21 protein-coding genes, 1 tRNA gene and 1 pseudogene are annotated in these 17,786 nt (G+C 44.7%); 21 read left to right on the top strand and 2 right to left on the bottom strand.

Translation table 11 applies throughout. The features are described 5' to 3' along the window. Nucleotides 1–394: 394 nt before the first annotated feature. The 20 genes and pseudogenes from Q7J27_12045 to Q7J27_11950 all read left to right on the top strand — a co-directional run bounded on the left by Q7J27_12045 (nt 395) and on the right by Q7J27_11950 (nt 15,928). Entirely contained in the window at nt 395–940 is a 546-nt protein-coding gene (locus Q7J27_12045) for a 2-oxoacid:acceptor oxidoreductase family protein (GenBank protein ID MDO9529869.1), read from the top strand. A 27-nt stretch (nt 941–967) separates the two neighbouring features. Then, entirely contained in the window at nt 968–1,258 is a 291-nt protein-coding gene (locus tag Q7J27_12040; protein MDO9529868.1) for a 4Fe-4S binding protein, read from the top strand. Between the two features lie 3 nt (nt 1,259–1,261). After that, nucleotides 1,262–2,440, top strand: coding sequence for a transketolase C-terminal domain-containing protein (locus Q7J27_12035; protein ID MDO9529867.1), 1,179 nt, complete (start codon nt 1,262–1,264; stop codon nt 2,438–2,440). Continuing rightward, entirely contained in the window at nt 2,437–3,399 is a 963-nt protein-coding gene (porB, locus tag Q7J27_12030) for a pyruvate synthase subunit PorB (protein ID MDO9529866.1), read from the top strand. Before Q7J27_12035 ends, porB begins: the two co-directional genes overlap by 4 nt. A gap of 51 nt (nt 3,400–3,450) precedes the next feature. Further along, the gene (locus Q7J27_12025) at nt 3,451–5,364 is read left to right on the top strand and encodes an FAD-dependent oxidoreductase (GenBank protein MDO9529865.1); all 1,914 of its coding nucleotides are present in this window, start codon (nt 3,451–3,453) and stop codon (nt 5,362–5,364) included. Between the two features lie 43 nt (nt 5,365–5,407). Further along, nucleotides 5,408–6,115 carry a 2Fe-2S iron-sulfur cluster-binding protein gene (locus Q7J27_12020; protein ID MDO9529864.1) on the top strand — a complete coding sequence of 236 codons (708 nt, stop codon included), beginning with the start codon at nt 5,408–5,410 and terminating at the stop codon, nt 6,113–6,115. 218 nt (nt 6,116–6,333) lie between these two features. Continuing rightward, a tRNA-Asn gene (locus Q7J27_12015) sits at nt 6,334–6,409 on the top strand. Between the two features lie 123 nt (nt 6,410–6,532). After that, nucleotides 6,533–7,879, top strand: a complete 1,347-nt coding sequence (locus Q7J27_12010) for a sigma 54-interacting transcriptional regulator (protein MDO9529863.1) — start codon at nt 6,533–6,535, stop codon at nt 7,877–7,879. A gap of 200 nt (nt 7,880–8,079) precedes the next feature. Further along, the gene (locus tag Q7J27_12005; protein MDO9529862.1) at nt 8,080–8,481 is read left to right on the top strand and encodes a NifB/NifX family molybdenum-iron cluster-binding protein; all 402 of its coding nucleotides are present in this window, start codon (nt 8,080–8,082) and stop codon (nt 8,479–8,481) included. Continuing rightward, nucleotides 8,478–8,846, top strand: coding sequence for a NifB/NifX family molybdenum-iron cluster-binding protein (locus Q7J27_12000; protein MDO9529861.1), 369 nt, complete (start codon nt 8,478–8,480; stop codon nt 8,844–8,846). The genes Q7J27_12005 and Q7J27_12000 overlap by 4 nt, the downstream gene beginning before the upstream one ends. A gap of 202 nt (nt 8,847–9,048) precedes the next feature. Continuing rightward, nucleotides 9,049–9,474 (top strand): DUF5320 domain-containing protein, encoded by a 426-nt coding sequence (locus tag Q7J27_11995; GenBank protein ID MDO9529860.1) that lies wholly within the window; start codon nt 9,049–9,051, stop codon nt 9,472–9,474. A gap of 100 nt (nt 9,475–9,574) precedes the next feature. Next, complete coding sequence (locus tag Q7J27_11990) at nt 9,575–10,243, top strand: NifB/NifX family molybdenum-iron cluster-binding protein (protein ID MDO9529859.1); 669 nt, start codon at nt 9,575–9,577, stop codon at nt 10,241–10,243. A gap of 44 nt (nt 10,244–10,287) precedes the next feature. After that, on the top strand, nt 10,288–11,157 hold the full coding sequence (locus tag Q7J27_11985; protein MDO9529858.1) for an ATP-binding protein: 870 nt from the start codon (nt 10,288–10,290) through the stop codon (nt 11,155–11,157). Between the two features lie 153 nt (nt 11,158–11,310). Continuing rightward, on the top strand, nt 11,311–12,192 hold the full coding sequence (locus Q7J27_11980; GenBank protein MDO9529857.1) for an ATP-binding protein: 882 nt from the start codon (nt 11,311–11,313) through the stop codon (nt 12,190–12,192). Nucleotides 12,193–12,256: 64 nt separating this feature from the next. Then, nucleotides 12,257–12,763, top strand: coding sequence for an ARMT1-like domain-containing protein (locus Q7J27_11975; GenBank protein ID MDO9529856.1), 507 nt, complete (start codon nt 12,257–12,259; stop codon nt 12,761–12,763). A gap of 26 nt (nt 12,764–12,789) precedes the next feature. Then, nucleotides 12,790–13,143, top strand: coding sequence for an ARMT1-like domain-containing protein (locus Q7J27_11970; GenBank protein MDO9529855.1), 354 nt, complete (start codon nt 12,790–12,792; stop codon nt 13,141–13,143). 90 nt (nt 13,144–13,233) lie between these two features. Further along, a complete protein-coding gene (locus Q7J27_11965; protein ID MDO9529854.1) occupies nt 13,234–14,196 on the top strand; it encodes a radical SAM protein in 963 nt (320 codons plus the stop codon). A 140-nt stretch (nt 14,197–14,336) separates the two neighbouring features. After that, nucleotides 14,337–15,491 (top strand): iron-sulfur cluster carrier protein MrpORP, encoded by a 1,155-nt coding sequence (locus Q7J27_11960; GenBank protein MDO9529853.1) that lies wholly within the window; start codon nt 14,337–14,339, stop codon nt 15,489–15,491. Between the two features lie 8 nt (nt 15,492–15,499). Continuing rightward, complete coding sequence (locus Q7J27_11955) at nt 15,500–15,658, top strand: hypothetical protein (GenBank protein ID MDO9529852.1); 159 nt, start codon at nt 15,500–15,502, stop codon at nt 15,656–15,658. A gap of 12 nt (nt 15,659–15,670) precedes the next feature. Continuing rightward, nucleotides 15,671–15,928, top strand: a pseudogene (locus Q7J27_11950) (iron-sulfur cluster assembly scaffold protein). A gap of 250 nt (nt 15,929–16,178) precedes the next feature. Here Q7J27_11950 and Q7J27_11945 read toward each other — a convergent pair. Together Q7J27_11945 and Q7J27_11940 are read right to left on the bottom strand one after the other, a co-directional pair. Continuing rightward, complete coding sequence (locus Q7J27_11945; protein MDO9529851.1) at nt 16,179–16,526, bottom strand: zinc ribbon domain-containing protein; 348 nt, start codon at nt 16,524–16,526, stop codon at nt 16,179–16,181. After that, on the bottom strand, nt 16,513–16,734 hold the full coding sequence (locus Q7J27_11940) for a hypothetical protein (GenBank protein MDO9529850.1): 222 nt from the start codon (nt 16,732–16,734) through the stop codon (nt 16,513–16,515). Before Q7J27_11940 ends, Q7J27_11945 begins: the two co-directional genes overlap by 14 nt. Before the next feature lie 201 nt (nt 16,735–16,935). On the opposite strand from Q7J27_11940, the gene Q7J27_11935 reads away from it, so the two are divergent. Continuing rightward, complete coding sequence (locus Q7J27_11935; protein ID MDO9529849.1) at nt 16,936–17,652, top strand: Sir2 family NAD-dependent protein deacetylase; 717 nt, start codon at nt 16,936–16,938, stop codon at nt 17,650–17,652. The last annotated feature ends 134 nt before the right edge of the window (nt 17,653–17,786 follow it).

The raw sequence follows: 17,786 nt of genomic DNA, 5'->3' as shown, positions 1-17,786 counted from the left end.
TAAAGTTTGAAGTGCCTAAAGTGAGCTAAAGTTAATGTACACGCCTTCGGCGCGGTCAAATTCGAAACAGGCTGCGCTGAAAGCGCATTTTTTAACTTTAGGCACTTTAGTTCACTTTACACTCTTAACTAAATCTTGCTGTTTGAACTGGTACCAACATCTGCACAAAAAACGCAGTTGTTGTGAATAAAGACTCTAATGCCCTGCGTTTGTTCTGAGACACCAGATGCCTGACAAAGTGTGCTCCCACACAGAGCGTGGGAAAGAAGCAGGGGATTTTGTTCAAATTATTTAAAAAAATCTTGACAAGAAAGTTTGATTGTTATATTGGGTAACGGTTTGAAACGTTCATTTTTTTGTTTAATAATAATCTAACGTAGGGGAGATTAGTCTCATGATTGAAGTAAGGTGGCATGGAAGAGGTGGGCAGGGAGCAGTCACTTCGGTGGAAATATTTGCAGTGGCTGCCATTGAGGAAGGCAAATTTGCTCAGGGTTTTCCAAATTTTGGTCCTGAAAGGAGAGGTGCCCCGGTAATTGCATTTAACCGGGTTGATGACAAGAAGATAAAGGTAAGATCCGGCATCTATAACCCCGATGTGGTGGTTGTTCTTGATGAGGGTCTTATGAAGGTGGTCAATGTCATTGAGGGGTTAAAGCCGGATGGTATGCTTGTTGTCAATACGGTGAAATCTCCTGAAGAACTGAAAAAGGAACTCAAGTTTGGGGGGACAGTGGCTACTGTAGATGCCTCAGGGATAGCCTGGAAGGAACTGGGTGTTCCGATTACGAATACGACTATGCTGGGGGCTTTGATTAAGGTGACCAAGGTTTTGAAACTGAGTTCAGTAGATGGTCCGATGAAGCACAGGTTCGGCAGGATCGCGCAGAAGAACCTGAATGCCATGAAGCGGGCTCATGATGAGGTTAAGATTAACTAAAGTGCAAATAAAGGTTGAGGTATTGTGATGGCAGATAAAAAATGGCCAGAAACCTGGCAAGAGTTGACTCCGGGGGGCATGGTATTCAGGCCGGGAAGTACAATGGGATACCATACCGGAAGTTGGAGGGCAGAGAAGCCCGTGTATGATAATAGTAAATGTATTAAATGCGGTATCTGTTATATATTCTGTCCTGAGGCATGTGTTTCACAGGATGCGGATGGATATTTTATGGCAGATATGGATTACTGTAAGGGTTGTGGTATTTGTGCCCATGAATGCTGGCCGGGCGCCATAACCATGATAGAGGAGGGTTAAGCTATGGCTAAACTAGCTGGTATGGAAATAGCTTTCGCCGCTGCGGAAGCGGTTGCGTTGTGTAGACCTGATGTCATCGCTGCTTATCCCATTACGCCTAATACGCATATACCGGAACACCTGTCGGATATCGTTGCGGAGGGAAGACTTGATGCCGAGTTTATCTGCACGGAGTCTGAACATTCTGCGATGAGCGCCTGTTGCGGTGCTTCAGGTACCGGGGCAAGGGCATTTACAGCCTCCAGTTCTCAGGGACTGCTGTATATGGGTGAGATTATACCGATTGTATCGGCCATGAGGTTCCCCATTGTGATGGCGCTTGGCAATCGGGCAAACTCCGGCCCAATCAATATATGGAATGATCACAGTGATATCATGTCACAGAGGGACATGGGGTGGATGGCAATATTTGCGGCAAATGGCCAGGAAGTGGTAGACATGATGATTCAGGCATTCAAAATCGCCGAGCATAGAGATGTCATGTTGCCCATATTTGTTAATCTCGATGGATTTCAGCTAACTCATATGGTTGAACCAATATTCTTTCCTACCCAGGCGCAAGTCGACAAGTTCCTTCCGGAATATAAACCTTATGCCGCTCTTCATCCCGATAACGTGGTTTCTATGGGTTCCCTGGGCATGCCTGATATATTCAATGAGTTTAAGAAGGCCCAGGATGAGGCCATGATAAATTCTAAAAAGGTCATTTTGGAGGTATGGAAAGACTGGGAAAAGGCCTTTGGCCGAAAGTATGAGCCAGTAATGTCCTATAAAACCAAAGGGGCTGATGTATTATTGCTTACCATGGGTTCTATGACCGAAACCGCGTCAGTAGCCGTTGATGAGATGCGTGAAAAGGGGATGTCCGTGGGATTGCTGGATATGAAGCTCTGGAGACCCTTTCCATCCGAAGAGTTGAAGAAAGCTGTTAAAGGCGCAAAAGTTCTGGTCGTTATGGACAGAGCGGTTTCTTATGGAGGTCCGGCAGGACCTGTCTGTGCAGAGGTTAAATCTCTTCTCTATGGTGAGCCGAATGCTCCTGTTATAACTAACTATATTATAGGTCTTGGTGGGCGTGACGTTACCGTGGAAGATTTCGTTAAGATGACGGAAAAATCAATTAAGGCGAAGAAAGAAAAACCCGAAAAAGCATATGAAATTTATGGAGCGAGGGGGTCATGATGAATATTGTAGAGAATTTTGATGTATATGCCCCAAGATTGGTGGATAAAGAGGAGTTCTATGCTCCCGGGCACCGTGCCTGTGGAGGATGCGGAGAGGCTCTGGCCATTCGTTTAATGTGCAAGGCCTTGGGCAGGGACACAGTAGTTACCAATGCTACAGGTTGCATGGAAGTCACTGCATGTATGTATCCTACAACAGCATGGACTCTCCCCTGGATACATGTGGCTTTCCCCAATTCAGCGTCGGTGGGAGCGGGTGTTGAGTCCGGTCTAAAGGCTTTGCGGCGCAAGGGAAAGATTGCGGATAGATACGTAAAAACAGTTTCTATCGGAGGAGATGGCGGTACCGTTGACATTGGATTTCAGGCCCTGTCCGGAGCCATGGAGAGGGGGCATGATATGCTCTATGTCTGCCTTGATAATGAGGCCTACATGAATACGGGTATACAGCGTTCCGGCGCCACACCCTTTGGAGCATCGACAAGCACTGCCCCTGCAGGCGAGGAAAGCTTTGGGAAAAAGGCATGGAAGAAAAATGTTACTGAGATCATTCTGGCTCACAATGTGCCGTATGTAGCCACAGCATGCACGAGTTATCCCCTTGACTTTATGAATAAGGTTAAGAAGGCAAGAAACATTAAAGGCCCGACTTACATCCACTGTCTGGCGCCCTGTCCTACGGGATGGAGGTTGCCAATGGAACATTGTATCAAGATAGGGCGGCTGTCTCTTGAAACTGGTGTGTTCCCGCTGTACGAGGTGGAAAATGGCAAATACAGGATAACTGTTGATATGCCGGAACCACTCCGGCCTGTTACGGACTATCTAAAGCCGCAGGGCCGGTTCAGGCATCTCACACCTGAAAAGATAGAAGAGATTCAGGCGAGAGTGCAGATGGAGTATAATAAATTGATGAATAAGGTGGATAGTTTGCAGTCCTGGGAAGAGTTGGCTTGAAAACAGGGCCATAAAAACAAAAGATAAAATACAGGATAGGGTGGTATAAAAATGAGCACAGTTTCATTTAGCAGTTGGAACGGTAAGATCGTTGATAACAGGAAAGGTAAGGTGTCGAAGGCCGCAAAGTCGGTAGACATTAAATTTCCTGCCCAGTTTGGCGATGATGTATCGGCAGTGATGGGCTGGAACGGTCTTGTGGTGATGGACCCAGGTGCAGACGTCGCATCCCTGACAATAAATTATCTGAAGGAAGCAAGAAAACTCTCCTGTGGTGAATGTTCCGTTTGCAGGATAGGGATTGACAGGCTTCTGGATATCTTTGGAAAGATGGCAGAGGGTGATGGAAACAAAAACGCCCTTTCCGAAGTCGAACAGATCGTCGGGGGAGTATCCGAGAACAGCAAGTGTAATTATGGCCAGTCTGTTCTTTTTCCTGTACTGGATGCCATTAAGGGTTATAAAACCGATTTTCTTTCCCTGATCCAGGGTGAGAGAAAGTTAGAAGCGAAGGAGTATTCATCTGCTGTTACCGCTCCCTGTATGGAGGCGTGTCCGGCAAGTGTGGATATTCCCGGCTACATTGAGCTGATCAAAAACTTCAGGTTTGAAGAAGCGCTCAATCTGGTTCGTGAAAAATGTATCCTTCCCGGTGTGATAGGGCGTGTCTGTACTCATCCATGTGAGGATGCCTGTCTGCGTAAAGATATAGACGAAGCACTTTCTATTCGAACACTGAAGAGAGCGGTCGCTGATTATGATTTGCAGGAAGGCGCCAGTTCCCTGGGAGTTCCTGCTGAAGAAAAGGAAGAAAAAGTTGCCATTATCGGCGCTGGTCCGGCAGGGCTGGCCGCCGCCTATCATCTCCGTTCTATGGGATATCAGGTTACCATCTTTGAATCGCTGTCCCGTGCAGGCGGAATGGCCGCGGTAGGAATCCCGGATTATCGTCTCCCCGAGGATGTCCTCAGTCATGAGATAGACGTTATCAAGCGAATGGGCGTTGAGATAAAGCTGAATACGAAGGTTGAAAAGCTGAACCTGAAAGACCTGAAGAAGCAGGGTTATAAGGCTATATTTATTGCTATTGGTTCTCATTTAGGGACTAATATTGGCGCCGAGGGAGAAGATGAAGGATATGAAGGTTTTGTTGATGGTGTGGAATTTCTAAGGGATATGAATCTTGGTAAGAAGATTCAGCCTAAAAAGAAGGTAGCCGTTGTAGGTGGTGGTAATACCGCTTTAGACTGTGCGCGCAGTTGCTACAGGCTTGGTTTTGACGATGTGGAGATCATTTATAGAAGATCAAGGGCCGAGATGCCGGCGAATGACGAAGAGATAGAAGAAGCGGAACACGAAGGTATTAAAATCAACTTCCTGATGACTCCTGTAAAGATACTGGCAGAAAATGGGAAGGTTACAGGATTGGAATGTATAAGAATGGAACTCGGCAAACCTGATGAAAGCGGGAGGAGAAGGCCGGTTCCTGTCAAGGGATCTGAATTTACAATGGACTTAGATGTGGTTATACCCGCTATAGGTCAGAAAACTGAATTGTTTGCAATGGCTGGTAAGGACAAGTTTGAACTTACTGACTGGGGAACATTTAAGGTTAACCCGGTAAGCTATATGACAAACATTGAAGGTGTATTTGCTGGTGGTGACTGTGTTACCGGTCCGGCTATTCTCATTGACGCACTGGATGCGGGAAACAAGGTGGCTCGAAGCATAGATTGTTATCTTCGGGGAGAAAGCCTAAGCGAAGAAATTTCTTTTGAAGGTATTGATTTAAAACAACAGAGAGGGCAGGGCTATATTGCAAAAGTGGCTGCCGAAAAGATTGATTTGTTGGATATAGATAAACGTAAAAGTTTTGCAGAAGTCGAAGGCGGATTTAATGTTCCCGAAGCCATGTGTGAAGCCGATCGCTGCTTGAGGTGTTACAGGCTTATGGTTTGGGAATAGGCTGGCTGAACTGAAAATACGAAATTAATAAGGGGATTGTGTGATGGTAAACATAGTTATAGATGGGCGTAAAATCAAGGCAGAAGAGGATTCGACCATACTGGAAAATATGAAGGATTTGAGTATCGAAGCCCCCACTCTTTGCTACCACGAGGAACTCAGTTCATTTGGTGCTTGTCGTCTCTGTATGGTAGAGGTAAAAGCAAACGGTAAGTGGCAACTGACGACTTCATGCGAAACCGTTGTTGAAAATGGGATGGAAGTAAAAACAGATTCGAAAAAAGTGCAGGAAAGCAGGAAACTGGCTGCACAGTTGCTTTATTATAAATATCCCACAACTGCGGCAGTTCGAGATGTGGCCTTGAAACTGGGAGTTGATGTGTCGGATGCGAAGGCCGAGGATAATGACTGTATCCTTTGCGGGCTATGTGTGAGGACATGTGCAGAAGTAGTGGAGTTAAGTGCTCTTACATTTCGAGACAGGGGACTTGGTCGTGATATAGACGAGCCTGAGATTGAGTTTGATCCTAATTTCTGCATAGGTTGCGGTTCATGTGCTTATGTTTGTCCGACCGGACATGTAAAGATGGAAGAGGGTGATGGCAAACGGATTATCTGGGATAAGATCTTCAAGATGGCTGCCTGTGATGTATGCGGAAGGTATTTTGCTCCGAAGGATCAGCTGGAATATATAAGCAAAACGGCAGGTGTGCCAATGAGCAAACTGTCTACCTGTGTAAGTTGCAGATAAAGAGATTTTAGGTAATCAGACATTCTTGCCCCGCTGGACAAGTTTTCCTGTCCAGCGGGGCAAAAATTAATATGGTTCATGCCATCTGGAACAGACCCTTATATTCTACTTGGCAGAAATTTTATCATTAACTTATTCCTCCAAAATTCTGGTTCGTTTTCAGAACCCTGTTTTCATATTTTGAAAATTGTGCTACTCTCAAAATGTTTTTCTAACGTTCCCCAGTAGCTCTGTTGGTAGAGCAGATGGCTGTTAACCATCGGGTCCGTGGTTCGAGTCCGCGCTGGGGAGCCAGAATATATCGGCTGTAAGAGCATTACTTGTTCTTGCAGCCGTTTTGTTTTGAGGGGTGGCATAATAATATGGGGTGGTTACTTCATCATTGACATACAGACGTAGTTTTTCTATACTTTTATTATGGACAAGATCAAATCCGGAAAAGAAAGAGATATTATCCTTGATTCGATCGCCGAAGGAGTTTTTACGGTTGATCACCAGTGGCGAATAACTTCTTTTAATAAAGCAGCTGTAAGAATAACAGGCGTAGCTCGTGAAGAAGCAATCGGGCAGCTATGCAAGGATGTGTTGAAGGCTGAAATATGCGAGCGAGACTGTGCATTGCAACACACTACGGCTACTGGAGAACCTGTTGTAAATAAGACGGTATATATAATAAACGCCGACGGTGAACGATCCCCGATCAGTATTTCCACCGCCCTTCTGAAGGATGAAAATGGAAAAGTGATTGGTGCTGTTGAAACGTTCAGAGACATAAGTGTTATCGAAAACCTGAGAAAGGAAATCGAACGGAGGTACACTTTTGAGGATATTATATCGAAAAACCATGCAATGCATGAGTTGTTCAATATCCTGCCTGATATCGCCGATAGCTTGAGCACCGTTCTACTTGAGGGAGAAAGCGGAACGGGGAAAGAACTCTTTTCCCTCGCGATTCACAATTTAAGTCCAAGAAAAAATAAGCCTTTTATTGTAGTCAATTGTGGGGCAATGCCCGATACATTGCTGGAATCCGAGCTTTTCGGTTATAAGGCAGGAGCATTTACGGACGCAAAAAAGGACAAACCAGGAAGGTTTAAACTTGCCGATAAGGGCACGATATTTCTGGACGAAATTGGTGATGTATCCCCTGCCCTTCAGGTTCGGCTATTACGCGTTCTTCAGGAGAAAACATACGAACCTCTTGGCGCAGTTGAAAGTGTAAAAACCGATGTTCGGGTAATTGCCGCAACAAATAAAAAATTAGAGGAACTGGTAAAGGAAGGAAAGTTTAGAGAAGATCTCTATTATCGAATCAATGTGATAAAATTGAGATTGCCCCCTTTGCGTGAAAGAAAAGAAGATATTCCTCTACTGGTTGACAATTTCATTAAAGGCTTTAGTACAATTCAAGGTAAAGAAATTATTGGAATAACCGACGAAGCCCTTGCCTGTATGATGTCATATGATTATCCGGGAAATATAAGGGAATTGAAGAATATCATTGAACGTTCTTTTATCCTTTGCAAAACCCCCATGATTCAAAAAGAACATCTTCCGGAACCTGTATGCACGTCAGCCAACTTTGATTATCCCGGACACACAGAAACTTTGACTTTTAAGGATATGGAAGCAATATTTTTAACAAATGCTCTGCGGAGAAATAACTGGAACCGGCTAAAAACAGCCAAGGAACTTGGTATCCACAAAAGTACGCTTTTCCGGAAAATAAAATCTCTGAATATCAAAATTCCCGACAAACAATAGAATTACTACCAACAAGGGTCGCAGGTATGCGACTCCCCTTGAATGAAATGGTTGCCGTGATGCATATCATTTTCATATTCTTCTCCTCATAACACGCTCTAACTACCTGCAACAAAAGAATGATTGCTTTATGTAACAGAAGTATGGTGCGATTGGCATATTTCTTGATGATTCTTCCTTTATGGTGGGAGTTAGGAAATATGAAGATTGCTATATCTGTCTGGGGTAACAGTGTTTCAACAGTTTTTGATTTTGCAGACCGGCTTACAATAATCGATGTTGAAGCGGGACAGATAAAAAACCGTTCAGAACTCAAATTTATTGAAAGTGCCATCATAAGCAAGGCCGCCAGACTGAGAGAGCTGGGTGTGGAAGTTTTGGTCTGCGGGGCAATATCAAGACCTTTGGGCAATATGATCATGGCATCCGGAATTAAAATAATACCTTTCATAAAAGGTGCGGTAGATGAGGTAATAGAGGCTTATTTTGCCGGTCGTTTACTGGATGCACATTTCCTGTTGCCTGGCTGTTGTCCAGGTGGATGGATGGGCAGAGGAGGGGGATGGCGGCATCACGGTGGAAAGAAAGGAAGGTGGAGATGAAAATAGCAATTACTTCCTACGGCAAGGATCTCTTCAGTAAAGTGGATCGTAGTTTCGGAAGAGCGAAGTGGTTTATAGTTGTGGATACCGAAACAGACACCTTTGAAGCGCATGATAATAAACAAAATGTGGATGCTGCCCAGGGTGCCGGGATACAGACTGGGCAGAATGTGGCTAACCTGGGAGTCGAAGTTGTTTTGACCGGAAATGTCGGACCCAATGCTTTCAGGACTCTTAGCACGGCTTCCATTAAGGTTTTTATTATTGATAAAGGCGTTGAAACTGTCCAGGATGCTCTTTCCGGATGGAAGACCGGTCGTTTAGAGGAGGTGACAGGCGCCACTGTCGAGGGGCACTGGATTTAGGTCCAATGTATTGCATATCTGCGACATTCCCTTTAAACATAAGTCGCATAATTGCATCTGAGCTTTATTTTTATCAGACAGCAATACTTGCAAGTGTTTGAAATGAAGCAATTTATGCCTTGAGCGAATTTCATTAACTTCTGGCACGATTTTTGATAATTAAGATAACAGGTAAAGAATTGAGTAGAAGGAGGTGATTTTGATGCCAGGTGGAGATAGAACAGGACCGGGAGGATTAGGTCCGATGACAGGTAGAGCAGCGGGTTTCTGTGGAGGATATGCAGTGCCCGGGTTTATGAGTTCCGGATTTGGCAGAGGTTCTGGTCGTGGCAGAGGTTTTGGCCGTGGCGGGGGACGTCGTAACTGGTTCCATGCAACCGGCCTGACAGGCTGGCAGCGTGCCGCTTATGGTTATCCGTCTTATGGAGGAACATATCCTTATGGTGGGTATCCATCATATGCGGGAACGGTTCCTTATGGTGTGTCACACGCTGCACCGTACGTGCCGACTGTAACAACACAGCAGGAACTCGATGAACTGAAGGGCCAGGCAGAATATTTTGAAGATGCTATGAAGGGTATTAGCAAGCGAATTGCAGAACTGGAAGCTGAGATAAAAAAGGAATAAAGATATAGAAGCGCTGGGATAGGTGAATTTGGTATATCAATTCTGTTCCCAGCGCTCTTATTTTTAAGTCCGGGTTTAAAACATTGGAGGAATCTAAAAAATGAAAATTGCAGTAACATCAGTGGGGCCGTCTCTGGATGATCAGGTTGAGCCCCGCTTTGGGAGATGTCCCTATTTTTTAATTATTGATCCGGAAACAATGGAGCTTGAGACGCTGGAGAATCCGAACATGGCCGCGGGGGGCGGTGCCGGCATTCAGTCGGCACAGTTAATGGCAGAGCGCGGTATTCAGGCTGTACTGACAGGAAATTGCGGGCCCAATGCATTTCAGGTTTTTAATGCCTCCGGCATCCAGGTAATTGTCGGTGTTAGCGGCCCGGTACGTCAGGCAGTGGAGCAGTTTAAAGCCGGTGCATTTACCGAAGCCAGCCAGGCCAATGTAGAGAGTCGCTTTGGCACGGGAGCAGGCGACCAGGGTTATCAGACAGTGACTCCTTTGCAAAGTAGCGGTGGCTACGGAGGTATGGGCGGCGGTCGTGGCACAGGTGGAGGCATGGGTGGCGGTGGCCGTGGTATGGGTAGAGGTATGGGTAGAGGTATGGGCGGCGGTCGTGGTGCGAGGTTAGTTGATGTCTCGGAAGGACAGACATCACAACCTCCTGTGACCTCAGAAGAAGAATTGACCACTCTCGAAGAGCAGGCCCGCATGCTCCAGGAGCAGCTCAAAAAAATTCAAGAACAAATTGAAAAAATCGACAGGAAAAAATAAAGAACGGTGATTCGTAATCGGCATATTGAAAGGAGTAACCCACTGTGAAAATAGCGATCGCGAGCGGGAAGGGCGGAACGGGAAAGACAACGATAGCGACAAACCTTGCTCTCGTCCTTACCGATATGGGGAAAACAGTACAACTGCTGGATTGCGATGTAGAAGAACCCAATTGTCACATCTTTATTAAGCCCAGATTAGAATCCTCTACAACAGTTACCACACCGCTGCCGGAGGTAGACGAGGAGAAATGCACGGGATGCGGTGTCTGCGCGGAAGTCTGCCAATATGGCGCAATCGCCGTTGTCAAGGGGAAGGTGTTGATATTTCCAGAACTATGCCATGGTTGTGGTGGATGCGCAATGTTTTGTCCTGAGGGTGCGATTACTGAAATAGGCAGGGAAGTCGGAGTTGTGGAGGAAGGCAGGGCTGACGGCTTCCGGTTTATTCATGGACGGCTTAAGATCGGGGAGCTTATGTCCCCGGCGGTCATCCATGCGGTCAAAGTGGCAGGAAGGGAAAGCGAAGTTGTTATCATTGATTGTCCACCGGGAACATCCTGCCCCGTTATCGAAGCCGTTAAGGATTCGGATTTTGTTATTCTTGTTACGGAACCGACACCCTTTGGTCTTAATGATCTGCAGCTTGCCGTGGGGATGGTCAGGGTACTCGGCATACCGTTTGCGGTGGCCATCAACCGGTCTGATGTCGGTAATGATGATGTGAAGGAATATTGTCAGAGAGAAAAAATCGAAGTGATTCTGGAAATACCCGATAACCGCAAGATTGCCGAGGCATATTCACGAGGAGAGATGATCATAAGCGCAATTCCTAACTACCGGAAATTGCTTGAGACTTGCTGGGGGCGCATAATCGATATACATCGAAAATTTCAGCTTAAAGTGTCACCCTGAATTTATTTCAGGGTCTCGTTAGATTCTGAAATGATCCTGAGATCCTGAATCAAGTTCAGGATGACATAGGACACTCTTTGGGATAACAGGGGATATTATTCAGAATGACAAGGTGGGATATTGTTCTGAACCATATTGGGGGGAGTTAACTTCATGAAAGAGATCGTGGTGATCAGCGGTAAGGGTGGAACGGGAAAGACGAGTCTCGTGGCATCGTTTGCTGCTTTGGCAGAGAAGAAAGTCTTGGCGGATTGTGATGTGGATGCAGCCGATCTGCACCTGGTTCTCAATCCGAAAATTGGTTACCGGGAAGATTTCAGCGGCGGGAAAAAGGCCAAAATCATAACCGAGGAATGCATCGCCTGTGGGAAATGTGAAGAGGTATGTCGTTTTGAAGCAATATACTACCCGGATTCGGAAAATAATGATATGCCGTGCGTCAATCCAATTTTCTGTGAGGGGTGCGGTGTATGTGTCAGGGTATGCCCGGCCGAAGCGATCAGCTTTGATGATGCTATTAATGGTGAGTGGTATGTTTCAAGTACAAACCACGGACCGATGGTACACGCAAGGCTCGGTATGGCCGAGGGTAACTCGGGTAAGCTGGTAACCATTGTTCGTAACAAAGCCCGTGAAATCGCTGAAAAAGAAAATCTGGATTTTGTAATTGTTGACGGTTCGCCCGGTATAGGATGTCCTGTCATCGCCTCGATTGCAGGGGCCGATCTTGTACTGATTGTTACCGAACCGACGCTATCAGGTCAGCATGATCTTTTGCGGGCATCGGAGTTGACGGCACATTTTCGGATTCCCACCGTTATTTGCATCAATAAATGGGATTTGAACCCCGATATTGCAGAGCAGATTGAGGCAGCGGCAAAGGAGCGCGGAATCAAGGACGTGGGGAGGATACGATACGATACAGCGATTACGAAGGCCCAGATCATGAAAACCAGCGTTATCGAATACACCGGAGGGGCCGTTTCAGAAGATATCAAGCAGGTCTGGAGAAATACAATCTACGCGCTTGGCTAAAATCCCCCCTCGCCCCCCTTTACTAAAGGGGGGGGGGGTATGGGGGGATTAACAGGAGCACACATTGAAAATATTTTTAGACTGTTTTCCCTGTTTCCTCAGGCAGGCACTGGAGGCAGGCAGGATAGCAGGTGCTGATGAAAAAACACAGAGAAAAGTCTTAAACTCAGTTATGGGGGCATTGCAGGAAGTCTCTCAGGAGTCAACCCCCCCGGAAATCGGCTGGCTGATCCATAAGACTATCAAGGAGGCGACGGGCAATTTAGATCCTTATAAAGAAATCAAAAAAATTCATAATGAGCAGGTAATGAGGATTGAAGCTGACCTTATCAATCTTGTTAACGAGTCGTCTTCTCCTGTCATCAACGCCTTGAAGCTTGCTGGTACGGGAAATCTCATTGACATGGGACCAGAACGACAATGGACCGATATAAAGGATATTTTCAAAGATTTTTCAAACAAGAAAGCAGCTTTTTTTAATTATCCTTTTTTTGAAAGATCCATTAAAAATTCTAAGAACCTTCTTTATGTAGGTGATAATGCGGAGAGATTGTACTGGACAAGATATTAATCAATTTATTCATCCAAGAGACAGATATCGATATAACTTATGCTGTAAGAGGCAAGCCCATAATCAATGATGCAACTATGGAAGATGCGAAATTTGTTGGAATGACGGATATAGTAAGAGTCATAGACACAGGTGCCGATTTCCCGGGAGTTGTTCTGAAATCATGCTCTGAAGAATTTTTAGAGTATTACCATAAAGCGGATATTATAATTTCAAAGGGACAGGCAAATTATGAGTCACTTAGCGATCAGTGTGAAAATATATTTTTCCTGCTTCAGGCAAAGTGTCCCGTTATCGCCAATAAGATAGGTTGTAAGGTGGGCGATCTGGTTTTTAAAGCACAAAAACGTAACAGCTATTTTATGAATTGGGAGACATAATCCGGCATCATCCAATTGCGGAAAAGAGATAACCTGTTGCGGCAGGGAAACGCCATGTGACGTAAGACCATGTGAAGATTAGATTGAAGCATGATCCAGAAAACGAAAAGAAGGTTTGCCTTCGGTCCCGTACCATCGAGGCGTCTTGGCAGGTCACTGGGGATAGACATTGTTCCCTTTAAAACCTGTACATATGATTGTATCTATTGTCAACTGGGAAGGACAACAAACAAGACCACAGAATTGGAAGAATACTTTCCGGTAGAGGATGTAGTTAGTGACATCCAGGACAAATTAAAGGAAAATCCATGTTCTGATTATATAACCCTTTCAGGGTCGGGCGAGCCGACTCTTTACAGCCGTATCAGGGATATTATCAGGGGCATTAAAGACGTAACTGATATTCCCGTGGCTGTTTTGACAAATGGATCGCTTTTTTGGATTGATGATGTTCGCGATTCGGTTCTGGAGGCTGATCTTGTTATTCCGTCATTGGATGTGGGAAATGAAAACACTTTTTTATCCGTAAACCGGCCCCATCCGGATATTTCTTTCAGTAAAATGGTCAAGGGGTTATGCTCATTCCGTGAGCATTTTAAAGGGCCTGTATGGTTGGAAGTCTTTCTGATCGGTGGCATGACTGATAATGAAGATGAGATTTTAAAAATTAAGACCTGGGTTGATCGCATTGCGCCGGAACGTGTACAGATCAATACAGCCGTGAGGACACCAGCGGAGGATTTTGTTGAAATAGTTGAAGAAGATAAATTAGAAGAGATTGCGAGGCTGTTTGGTCCCAGTTGTGAAATAATTGCAGATTATACAAAAGTTCACGATCTTGGTGAATTCAAAAGAACACGCGACGATGTTCTCCAGATGCTGATTCGGCGTCCCTGTTCAATCGATGATATATCGGCAGGACTGAATTTGCATCCAAACGAAGCTGTAAAATACGTTGAGGAGCTATTGGGCCAAAATATGATTCAAAGGCAAAAACGGGCAAGTAAAGTTCTTTACAGAACAACTAAGAATAATACTAAAAATAGCATATAAAAAACAAGAGTTAAATGAAAGGGGATTTAAAAATGGGTAATGGAAGAAACTCTGGTAACAAACCCGAAAGTGATTCAAATAACCAAAAATCTAGTGAGGGGTTAGCGCAATTTACGCAAAGCGAAGAACTCACAAATCGTATGGATAAGATAAAACACAAGATTATGATCCTTTCAGGAAAAGGGGGTGTGGGCAAAAGTACAGTTGCCGTCAACATCGCCGTTTCGATGGCCATGGAAGGTAAAAAGGTTGGAATTCTGGATAGTGATTTTCATGGTCCAAGTATTCCCACTCTGCTAAATCTTGAAAAGGAGCGACCATCATTTGATGGTAAGTCAATTATTCCGGTAGATTTTATTGAAGGGATCAAGGTGATGTCCATAGGATTTCTACTTCCGAATCAGGACGACGCAGTTATCTGGAGAGGTCCTAAGAAGATGAACATGATAAAACAACTGCTTACCGACGTTGATTGGGGAGATCTCGACTATCTTTTCATCGATTTTCCTCCGGGAACAGGAGATGAACCACTTTCAGTAGCTCAACTTATCCCGAACAGTGACGGTGCAATTATTGTCACAACTCCGCAGGAGCTGTCTCTCAATGATGTCAGAAGATGCATCAATTTCTGCAAACAGGTTAAAGTTCCCGTATTAGGCGTTATTGAAAACATGAGCGGTTTTGCCTGTCCTCACTGTGGAACAGTAATCGATATATTCAAAAAAGGTGGCGGTGAGACAATGGCAAAACAGATGAAAGTGCCCTTTCTGGGGAGCATACCCGTTGAACCGATGATTGTGGAAGCTTCGGATAGCGGGAAGCCTTTTGTGTATCACCATTCAGAGACGGAAGCAGCAAAGGCATTCACAAGGGCTATCACACCAATCCTGAGCATAGAAGAAAAAGAAATGCCAGAGCCAGATATTACCCTTCCTGAAAAGAAAGCACAAACTTCATTTAGAATTGCGGTGCCGGTTGTTCAGGACCGCCTCAGCCCTCATTTTGGCCATTGTGAAGAATTTGCCTTTTTCGACATAGATGCGGAAAATAAAAAAATTCTCCGAAAAGAGAGCATACCCGCCCCGCCTCATGAACCGGGGTTGCTTCCGGTATGGCTGCATGAGAGGGGTACGGACTTCATTCTCGCGGGCGGTATGGGTCAGCGAGCGCAGGGACTCTTTGAAGAAAAGGGGATACGTGTGCTGATAGGTGCACCTTCCGATAATCCTCAGACCATCGTCGAAAATTACCTCAGCGGCACGTTAAAACTGGGCGAAAATATTTGCGATCATTAGGAAAAAAAATGGAAGATAGGGGAAAAATTACAGAAAAGACGTTTAATATGGTTGATGAAGAGACCAGAAAGCTTTACTCGCAAAAAGTAATCGACGACGGAGTTAATCTGGGAAACTGCGGTATAATAAATAACCCCGACGGTTATGCGAAAATAACCGGTACGTGAGGGGATACTGTTGAAATGTTCCTTCGTGGAAGAAACAGAAAAATAGAAGTTGCCAAATTTACAACTGATGGTTGTATGTTTACCATTGCAGCATGCAACGTAGCAACCGCAATGGCAGAAGCAAAAACAATTCGTGACTGTTTCAAAATTAATCAAAGTTCAATCCTTGATTATTTAGAATGTGTGCCGGAAAATCACAAACACTGTTCCCTTCTGGCAGCATTCACTTTCCAGAAGGCTCTAAAAGATTTTATTAATAACGGAAAATAATGAAATCAGGAGGCTATATATTTAACGAGGATAGATGTGATTTTTGTGGTGAATATCTTGCTCAATTTATGAAACGGGCTGTAGATTGTTGTAAATACAATGTTTCCTCAATACATTGTTTCGATGTTTTTTCCTTTGCGGTTTGGAGAACAAATGAGCATTTATAGTTCTTGAAATTGCTTATCCGAGTGGGCCAGAAAAACAGAAAGCCCAATCTTATGAGGTTGGGCTTTCTGTTTTTGGGAAGCTGCTATTCACTTCCCGAAGGCTTGCCATCTTTTATAGGCCACTCTCCCTTGGCCAGTCTTCCTATTGTTTCTTTACACTCATCGGGAATTTCACTACCTCTGCCTGTTCGCTCAACTAATTCAGCTATAGCTTTAGGATCATTGCCTTTTACCGCTCGTTCAAATTGTTTGTCGTCACGTATTTCTTCGTAAACCTGTCTGTCCGTTTTACGTATGGAAAAGGGAGAAAGTATTCGCTCAAGTTTTTTATTTCTACAGTTTGGGCAGGAATGGGAAATGTCAGAAAAACCCTGTTGATATATGTCAATTTTTTGCTGGCAAGAACTACACCAGAATTCATAAATCGGCATTTTTGCCCCCCTTTGGCTTTAGAACCAATATTTGCCCCTCTGCTCCCCCTATTCCGAGTCCATACTCCTTAAAGCAAACTTCACAGAGATAACACCAGAGACCAGCTCCGGTTAAAGCACTAAACCGGGCTTCCTTACCGCAGAAAAGGCAATTTGGAAACTCATCAACCTCCATTTTATCATAAGGACCCACAGAATAATCTTCCATTAAACTAACTCCCTTGGTTTGTTTGATAGTTAGATAAAAAATCTTTTTTTTGGTGGGAAAAGTATACGGCGATTATCCTTCTATGTCAACAATGTTATGCGAAATTGTCGATAGAATTTAGATAAAGGACTTTACACTACCCGATAAACTTGATAATTTGCACCATATCAATACTAATTCCTGTGAGAGGATAACAAAAACATGAAGATAGAGTTAGTATGTAAGCTGATTATGGGGTCTAAGAGTATTGCAGTCTTCACCGGCGCCGGGGTGAGCCTGGAATCGGGTATAGACCTCCGTACGATGTGGAGCGAGTACGATCTTTACGATCTCAGCGGGCAAAACTTCCTCGATAATTCCGAGTCTCGTAAGAATCAATGGAAATTATTGAGCGAAAAAGAACACATAATCGAAGCGGCGCCGAACCAGACTCATTATACCCTTGCTGAAATGGATAAGTTGGGCAAGCTGGATTGCGTCATCACGGAAAATATAGATAACCTCCTCCAGAAAGCAGGTGTTTCTCAAAGTAAGATAATCGAGCTCTACGGCAACCTGAACTGGGCAAAATGCCTGAGTTGCGGCAAACGCGTCCCCATGAAAGAGACATTACAAAAGGTAAAAAAAGGAATCGAAGTACCCGATTGCCCCGATTGTTCCGGCCTGCTGAAACCGGATGCCATTTTCTTCCCCGACGAACTGCCCGAAGAAGCAGTAAGAACGGCTATAGACCAATCGCAAAACTGCGACCTTTTCATCAGCCTGGGTTCTTCTCTGGCTACTTACCCCCCGGCTTACTTGATAGGGTATGCCAAAACCGGTGGGGCAACACTGGCTATTGTCGGCGTAACACCCACCCTGTTTGATAAGGATGCGGTTGTTGTCATTAAAGAGAATGCAGGTGAAACAATGGTGTAGAGTTTCACAATAAATTGATATAGCGTTACAAATAATTCTTACAATGTATTGACATAAAGGTAAAGAATATCGGAATAAATGGGCCTTGGTAGAGAGGCCTTTTTTATTGGTTGCACGGTGAAAGAGGTAAAGAG

Source organism: Syntrophales bacterium (genome assembly GCA_030655775.1).
GTDB lineage: Bacteria > Desulfobacterota > Syntrophia > Syntrophales > JADFWA01 > JAUSPI01.
This window is presented reverse-complemented; position numbering and strand designations above follow the sequence as displayed.